The following is a 7,676-nucleotide window of genomic DNA, read 5'->3' on the forward strand; positions in this document are numbered from 1 at the left end:
AAGGAAATGATGTATCTATCTTGATAAGAGGAAGAAATTCGATCAGTGCCAGTACAAGCCCATTAATTATCTGGGATGGCGTTTCATATGAAGGTGATATATCAGAACTTAATCCTAATGACGTGAGTTCTATAGAAATTTTAAAAGATGCGTCCGCTGCTGCAATATATGGCTCAAGAGGCTCTAATGGCGTAATTTTAATTACAAGTAAACAAGGCGTAAACGGTAAGCTCAATATAGGCTATGATGGGTCGTTTGGCATTCAATCCTTAACTAATAAGCCTAACCTATTAAATGGCGATCAATTTTATCAGTTTAAAACAACACGACTAAATTCTACCGGTGTTATCTCTGCCGGTGAGCAGGCCGTTTACAATGCCGGAGCCGGTGTTGACTGGTACTCGCTCGCTACTCAAAAAGGGCAGCGGTATCAAAACTCAATATCAGTTACGGGAGGATCGGATAAAATATCGTTTTACATGGGTGGGACGATACTTGATGTAAATGGAGTTGCCGTTAACGATCAATTTAAAAGATATTCATTGCGTCCTAACATCGAAGTTAAAGTAACACCCTGGTTAACCATCAATTCAAGTACGCAATTTTCATTGCAGAATAGCGACGGCTTGCCGGTAGAGTTTGATGACACCCGAAATACGGGTGGGGGCGCTAATTTTTTTAATCCGCTAACTACGCCTTTTAATTCTGACGGCAGTATTGCGATGTATGCTTACGCTGATAATCCATCAGCCAGAAACCCATTGTCTAATACACTGGTAAATAATGCAGATAATACTTATAGTATTTTTACAACCAATAGCGTAAAGGTTGATCTTCCGTTTATAAAAGGTTTGTCATACAAGCTTAACACCGGGGTAGAGTACGAAAGTAATATTCGTAAAACGTATTGGGGAAGAAATGTGGCATTAGGATATGAAAGTAATGGCTACGCGAGTGATTATAACTCAGTTTCCAGAAACTTTACATTAGAGAACATTTTAAATTACTCACGCGAGTTCGGTAAAAACTCGATCAATGTTACAGCACTATACAGCTGTCAAAGTAAAGATTTTGATAGCGATCAGCTCGATGGACAAGGCTTTCCAAACGATGTTTTAACTAATTATCAAATGAGTTCGGCAACCTTGTTAACGCCATCTTCCGTTAATTATACTCAAAATCAGTTATCGCAAATGCTTCGTATAAACTACGGTTATGACAGCAAATACCTATTGACGCTGACCGCAAGGAGGGATGGTTATTCAGGTTTTGGCTCTAATCATAAATACGGAATTTTCCCTTCAGCAGCTGTTGCCTGGAATATTGATCGAGAGGGCTTTATGCAGAATATGACAGCTGTGAGCAACTTAAAATTAAGAATGTCTTATGGCCTTAACGGTAACCAGGCGGTATCTTCATATAGTTCATTGGCTAAATTAACAAGTGCGCCTTATGTAACCGGCACAACAGTATTACAGGGCTACGTGCCCAGTAGTTTAGCTAATGAAGAGTTAGGATGGGAATCAACCCGTTCACTTTCCCTGGGATTGGATTTCGGGCTTTTAAAAGGCCGAATCCAGGGATCCATTGATATGTATTCAAGTCAAACTTCGGACCTTTTACTCTACAGAACAATTTCCTCTGTTCAAGGATTTACTACAATATTGCAAAATATTGGCAAAACAGCCAACCGCGGTATTGAGATCGGTATTACGTCAACAAATTTGAAAGTTAAAAATTTCAGTTGGTCAACCAGTTTAAACTTTTCGCATAACGAAAATAAGATCGTCGATCTGTATGGCAATGGGCTTGATGATGTAGGCAACAGCTGGTTTATAGGTAAGCCTATTAATGTAATCTACGGTTTGCAATATGCCGGAGTATTCAGGTCACAAGCTGAAATTGATGCTTCGGCTCAAAAAACAGCCAAACCTGGTTGGGTTGCCATTACTGATGTCAATGGCGATGGGGTAATTAATGCGAATGACCGCACCATACTTGGCAACCAAGACCCTAATTTTATATGGGGTATTACTAACACTTTTAAGTATAAAGACTTTAGTTTGATGGTGTTTTTTCAAGGAGTTAATGGGGTAACGAAAAGGGATCCTTTTGAAGACGATAACGTTTTCACTGACACCAGAAGAAATACTACACTAAAAGATTGGTGGTCGCCAACCAATGTTAACGGATCTCATTTTGCCAACGATGCAAATGCAAACCCACTGGGCGTTTTGTTTTATGAAAATGCAAGTTTTGCCAGATTGAAGGATATCTCGTTAGCTTATCAAATGCCTTCTGTGGTGACAAATAAACTAAAGCTCACTTCATTTAAAATATATTTTACCGGTCGAAATCTTGCTACTATAACTAAATATAAAGCACTTGATCCTGAATTGACAGATCAGTACGGGTTGCCATTACAAAAGGAATTTGTTTTAGGCTTAACCATCACTTTATAAACAACCAAAAAAGATAGTTATGAAATCAATAAAAAAAATTATAATTCTTTCTTTGTTGCTCACTGTATTTACAGGCTGTGATAAGAATTTTTTGACAGAAAAACCTTTGGCAGTTATTGCCCCTGATAATTTATATGTTAATAAAGCCGGATTCGAAGCTGGTTTATATGGGATATACAATTTGTGGCGTGCCGAAAGAAAAGGTATTAATGGTCCCACTAATGATATGGCTATTACAGCGGCCATGGTGGGCGTAGACAATGCTTATAGCTTGCGCCCGGCAGCCAATGCTCCTGAGCAGGTATTCAACGAGTTCGGCGTACAGCTCAATCCAAGTAATCCTTATATTGGGCGGTTATGGGCTTGGCTGTATCAAGTTGTTAATGCTGCTAATACGTTGGTCGACAGATCAAGTAATCCATCGATCGATTGGTCTGATACTGATAAGAAACAAATCGTGGGCGAAGCCAAATTACTGCGCGCCTGGGCATACAGGCACCTCACCTATTTATTCGGCGACGTTCCATTAAATCTGTCAGAATCCAAGGGAAGCACAATCCGAACTGATTGGGAAAGAACACCTGTTGCAACAATAAGGTTAGCCATGGAGAAAGATTTGCTTGATGCTGAAGCCGGCATGGCAGACCTGCCAGTTGTTGAAGGAAGGGCCAGTAAAGTAGTAGCATCACATTACCTTGCTGAACTTTATTTAACGATGGGGCAATATCAGAAGGCCGCCGATAAAGCGCAGTCCGTAATTTCAAACGGAAATTACAGTTTGATAACAGCCCGCTACGGTGTGAACGCGAGTTTACCGGGAACACCGTTTACTGACATGTTTTTGGATAAAAACTCAAACAGAAGTCAAGGCAATACCGAAGCCCTTTGGGTAATGCAAAATGAATACTTATCGCCAGGAGGAGACGCAAACATCATGAGAAGGTGGTGGGTGAACCGTTACAACGAAGTAAAGGCAGGCACAAAAACTCCGGTAACCTATTCCATTGATTATGGTGGCAGGGGATTGGGGAGATTTGCAGCAACTAAATTTGCTTTCTCGTTATATGGCCCCACCGACTATCGTGGTTCTGGTTTTGCATGGAGATTCGCTTATATGATGAATAATCCGGCATCATTACCAACTAACGCAAATGCAAATATAACCGCTACTTGTACTACTCCTGGATATACAACCGGTCCGGCCGGAGGACGAATAGGCGTTGATAGCGTAAGGTTGAGCATAGCTTGTAGTGAACCTGCTCCAAATGCAACTAATGCCTCATTTTGGCCAAGTATACGTAAGTGGGATTGGGCGCCATCAGACCCTGCTGACTTGCAAAATTCATCCAATTACAATGATGAGATATACCTGCGATTGGCAGAAACCTATTTATTATTGGCAGAAGCACAATTTAGATTGAACGATCTAAATAGTGCGGCGGCAACCATTAATGTGATCAGAAAAAGAGCAAACGCAACGCTGATAACACCCGCACAGGTTACACTAGATTTTATTTTGGATGAACGCTCAAGAGAATTGATAACGGAAGAACACAGGCGATACAGCTTATTGCGTACAGGCCGATGGTTCGCCAGAACTCAGCTGAATAATGTGTATGCAGGCGCCAAAATTGCCCTTAGGGACACATTGCTACCGATTCCGCAGAGCGTTATTGATGCTAATTTAACAAAATTAATGCCTCAAAACCCTGGTTATTAATCATCTTATTAAGCAATCAATATAGGAACATTTGTTCCTGTACTGATTGCTTAACTTTTATTTATTTACTTGTGAACAAAATAGTAATTATCTGGGCATTGGCTTGCCTTCCTTGTTGCGAAACCAAAGCGCAAACTAAAATATATCATGATTCTATCATGATCCAAACGCGGGAATGGAGTAGGGATAGTGAAAGAAAAATACAATATTCTGATTGGAGATCTTATGCGTCACATACTGTACAAATGCTGAATGATCTTAAACCTATCAGCATAGCAAAAGTCGATAAATATGGCGGAGATGTGACAGAAAGTTTAGTAGCAACCGGCTTTTTTAGGACAGAAAAAAGCGGAGGTCGCTGGATGGTGATCGACCCCGAAGGTCATCCGTTTGTGGTAGCGGCAATAAACGGACTAAGGCAAGGTAAATCGCCAAATAACGAAAAGGCTTTTAATCAAAAATATCCCGCAACCAATGATTGGATTGCGGCCTCTAAAAAACAGTTTGACGAGTTGGGTTTTAACTGCGCCGGTTCATGGTCAGATGTAGAGGCGATCATTCTGTATAATAAAACCGCCGCCAAACCACTGCCATATACTACGCAATTAAGTTTATTGGCAGGCTACAGTCAATCCGCAATTAAACTTTCGCCGCAGCGAAAGAACGCGTCTGTCTTATCATTTATTTTGGACACAGCGTTTGTAACGTATTGCGACAATAAGTGTAGGGAATTGTTTGCAGGTAAAAGCGATCCGAATTTATTAGGACATTTTTCAGATAATGAGATCGCATTTTTGCAAACCGAGTTTAAAAAGATCATTGAGACAGGCGATAAGACTGATCGGGGCTACTTGGCCGCTATGCAATGGATGCAGCGTAAAAATGTAACTATTGCAACTATTACCAAGGAGCAAAAAGAGGAATTTATTGGGTATATGGCAGGAATATATTACAAAACAGTTTCGGAAGCAATTAAAAAATACGATCCCAACCATTTATATATTGGTAGTCGCCTACATTCTTCGGCTAAAAATAACAAATACATGTTCAGCGCTTGTGAGCCATACATCGATATCATATCTATCAACTATTACGGGTATTGGCAGCCGCGCCAAAAAGATATGGACGATTGGTCGTCTTGGAGCAGCAAACCTTTTTTTATTACGGAGTTTTATACCAAAGGGCAAGACTCAGGCATGGGCAACATCTCTGGTGCCGGATGGCTGGTAAAAACACAAAAAGACAGAGGTATACATTATCAAAATTTTTGTTTACAGTTACTAAAAGCAAAAAACTGCGTTGGGTGGCATTGGTTTAGGTACCAGGACAATGACCCTGCTGACACTACCTCCGACCCTTCAAATAGCGACTCAAATAAAGGGCTTGTCAATACCACTTACAATCTGTACAGTGATCTGGCGGACCAAATGAAAATGCTCAATCAGAATAAGTATAGCCTGGTTAAGTATTTTAATAGCCTGAAGTAGATAAATTTTAATAATTAGACTAGCGAAAGCAATCTGCTAAAAAAACGACACGATATTTAAATGAACGATAAGAATAATTCACCCGTTATCACGCTAAGTCTTGTCTCACTAACAATGGGTGGATTAAGTATCGGCATGACTGAATTTTTGATGATGGGTGTGCTGCCAGATATTTCTCATTCGCTACAAGTCTCTATCCCACAGGCAGGCTATCTTATTTCAATATACGCGCTGGGCGTAGTTATAGGTGCGCCTTTAATGGCTGCTATTGCAGGAAATCATAAACCAAAACAGATGTTGATCGCATTAATGTTAATGGTTTTTGTATTTAACGGCATGTTTGCTGTTGCACCCGGTTATGGTTGGTTACTTGCTGCTCGTTTTTTGGCGGGGTTGCCACATGGCGCTTTTTTTGGTATTGGCGCGGTTGTGGCTACTAAATTGGCAAAACCGGGCCGCGAAGCCCGGTCGGTCGCGCTCATGTTCGCGGGACTAACAGTAGCCAACATTATCGGTGTGCCGTTAGGCACTTTCATTAGTCATAATTTTAGCTGGCGCTTTTCATTCGGACTGGTGGCTTTGTTTGCGCTAATGGCAATTGTGTCTATCAGATTTTGGATGCCGGATGTTAGGATGGAAAAACAGGGTAGCTTTGCGGCAAGTTTGGGCATATTTAAAAAGATAGACCTTTGGCTGGTTATTGCCATTTCGGCAATTGGTACAGGAGGTTTTTTTAGCTGGATTAGCTATATAGCACCTGTTGTTATTCATGTTTCAGGCTTTAGCAGCAGTTTGGTAGCCCTGGTTATGGTGATCATAGGGCTAGGTATGGCAGCTGGTAATTTTTTAGGTGGCCGTATGGCCGATAGGTTTGCACCTTTAAAGGCGATAGCAATCCTGTTACTATTGATGATAGTTGTTTTGCTGGGTTTTGTGGCTCTTATTCATTTTAAACTACCTACTATTTTTATGGCGTTTGTTGTAGGTGATGTTGGTTTTGAAGTAACGCTTCTAGGTTCGGTTCCACTTCCAAAATTGGGTGATCTTTACCGTTCGTGCGCTATTGGTTTCGCACTTTCTGGTACCAACTTATCTTATTTACCGGTTGAACTTATGGCTTGCGGCATACCTGTTGTTTCGAACTCCGGTCCACAAGTTGAGTGGTACTGTGAAGATGGCGTAAATAGCCTCGTTGTTCCGCCTTTTCCGACGCACATAGCTGATGCAATTTCCCGTCTAATATCAGATCCTTCTCTCAGGGCAGATTTGATTCAAGGCGGAATTCAGTCTTCATTAAGAAGTTCATGGGATTCAGAAGCTAGCAAAATTGAGAATTTCATTGAATCACAGCTTTAGGAAAGGGTATCGAAGATTCTAATAGTGAATCTTTTCGAATCTATTGTTTATTTCTTGAAGCATTTTACATCTTTCTGGATTAAGTATTTTAAACAAGTCTCACAACACCACTTGGTGTCGTCAGATGCACGGCAACAATTCCGTATTCACCATCATTTGTTGATGGGTCAACAAACTCAACATCTGCACCGTTTAATCCGCCAAGAATCTCTGTCTTAAACCAAGAATCAGATAGGTGATCAGTATCCGCAATCGTAATCTTCTCAATTGCAGCAACAGCTTTTCCATCTTGTGATGGGTGATCTGCGGTTAACCATTGAATGAAGAATGGAAGCTCGCGAGAGTCGGTGATTTCATTAACTCCGATTTGCTTCCACTTTAGATCGCTTCCATCTGGACGTGTGCGGTGACCTTCGATTGCGCTGCGTCCGAACTTCTCTTCAACCTGTGAAATATCCTCAGTTGCAAAAACCCAAGTGAGCCAACCGCCGCCTTCTTGTGCTTTATGTCCAGGATTGTCTTAGGGGCTACTGTGTTTGACGTAGAGCCACTATCCATCGGCGTGACCAGGTTTCCATGCCTAATCCATATTTTGATGACTTAACATGAGTTTTCTAGTCAATCCATGACTGTCCAGTTTGCAGAAAATTG

4 protein-coding genes and 1 pseudogene are annotated in these 7,676 nt (G+C 41.1%); 4 read left to right on the forward strand and 1 reads right to left on the reverse strand.

Annotated elements, in window-relative coordinates:
• From QZX97_RS04700 to QZX97_RS04715, 4 genes are all read left to right on the forward strand, one after another.
• Positions 1 to 2,462: SusC/RagA family TonB-linked outer membrane protein (locus QZX97_RS04700; RefSeq protein ID WP_295664283.1), on the forward strand; the 2,462-nt coding region annotated here is incomplete at its 5' end.
• Positions 2,463 to 2,481: 19 nt separating this feature from the next.
• The gene (locus QZX97_RS04705) at positions 2,482 to 4,182 is read left to right on the forward strand and encodes a RagB/SusD family nutrient uptake outer membrane protein (RefSeq protein WP_295653950.1); all 1,701 of its coding nucleotides are present in this window, start codon (positions 2,482 to 2,484) and stop codon (positions 4,180 to 4,182) included.
• A 71-nt stretch (positions 4,183 to 4,253) separates the two neighbouring features.
• Entirely contained in the window at positions 4,254 to 5,669 is a 1,416-nt protein-coding gene (locus tag QZX97_RS04710; protein ID WP_295653953.1) for a hypothetical protein, read from the forward strand.
• 60 nt (positions 5,670 to 5,729) lie between these two features.
• Complete coding sequence (locus QZX97_RS04715; RefSeq protein WP_295664286.1) at positions 5,730 to 7,025, forward strand: MFS transporter; 1,296 nt, start codon at positions 5,730 to 5,732, stop codon at positions 7,023 to 7,025.
• 88 nt (positions 7,026 to 7,113) lie between these two features.
• Here QZX97_RS04715 and QZX97_RS19055 read toward each other — a convergent pair.
• Positions 7,114 to 7,518, reverse strand: a pseudogene (locus QZX97_RS19055) (VOC family protein); the annotation flags it as partial.
• Positions 7,519 to 7,676: the final 158 nt, after the last annotated feature.

Origin of the sequence: uncultured Mucilaginibacter sp. (assembly GCF_903893715.1) — a bacterium.
In the GTDB taxonomy this organism is placed as follows: Bacteria; Bacteroidota; Bacteroidia; order Sphingobacteriales; family Sphingobacteriaceae; genus Mucilaginibacter.

Excerpts from the sequence above, each read along its gene's own strand:
- QZX97_RS04705 (WP_295653950.1), top strand. The coding sequence starts at position 2,482 with ATGAAATCAATAAAAAAAATTATAATTCTTTCTTTGTTGCTCACTGTA.
- QZX97_RS04715 (WP_295664286.1), top strand. The coding sequence starts at position 5,730 with ATGAACGATAAGAATAATTCACCCGTTATCACGCTAAGTCTTGTCTCA.